The sequence below is a fragment of the Vibrio sp. Y176 genome (genome assembly GCF_033438945.1).
The window spans coordinates 1-770 of sequence record NZ_JAWOQS010000398.1 but is presented as its reverse complement, the minus strand read 5'-3'; the positions used below and the strand labels follow the sequence as shown (position 1 = coordinate 770).

General features: G+C 49.1%; 1 protein-coding gene. It reads right to left on the bottom strand.

The features are described 5' to 3' along the window. A partial coding sequence (locus R7O13_RS26285; protein WP_318305132.1) for an aldehyde dehydrogenase family protein occupies positions 1-770 on the bottom strand: 770 nt, incomplete at both ends.

Below are 770 nucleotides of genomic sequence, written 5' to 3'. Positions count from 1 at the left end.
CATGCGAATGTTTTTCGTCGCTTCTACCAGCTTAGTGATCAGAGCATCCCCTTTCTCACCAAACGGCACGTATAGACGACGAGCACAAGTACAACGTTGACCAGCACTGATAAATGCCGATTGGATGATGGTGTACACCGTTGCATCCAAATCACCGTAGTTATCAGAGATGACCATCGGGTTGTTGCCGCCCATTTCTAGCGCTAACATCTTGCCTGGTTGACCTGCAAACTGACGATGCAGAATGTGACCCGTGTTCGCACTGCCCGTAAACAGAATGCCATCAATACCTTTCGCATCAGCCAACGCAATACCGGTTTCCTTCGCACCTTGAACAAGGTTGATCACGCCTTTTGGCAAACCCGCTTCTTCCCACAATTTCATAGCTAGCTCGCCAGTCCAAGGCGTTTGCTCAGATGGTTTGAACACAACTGTGTTCCCCGCTAGCAAAGCAGGAACGATGTGGCCATTCGGTAAGTGACCAGGGAAGTTATATGGCCCAAACACCGCCATTACGCCAAGAGGGCGATGTCGCAATACAATCTGGTTGCCCGCAGCTTCGCGAGTCGCTTCACCAGTACGGTCATGGTAGGCACGAATAGAAATAGCGATTTTTCCAGCCATTGCAGCCGCTTCTGTGCGCGTTTCCCAAATTGGTTTACCCGTTTCTTTCGCGATCACTTCGGCAATTTTTTCACTGTTTTCTTTCACTTTTTCAGCAAAAGCCAACACAATTGCTTCGCGTTCAGCGAATGGACGTTTTTTCCATT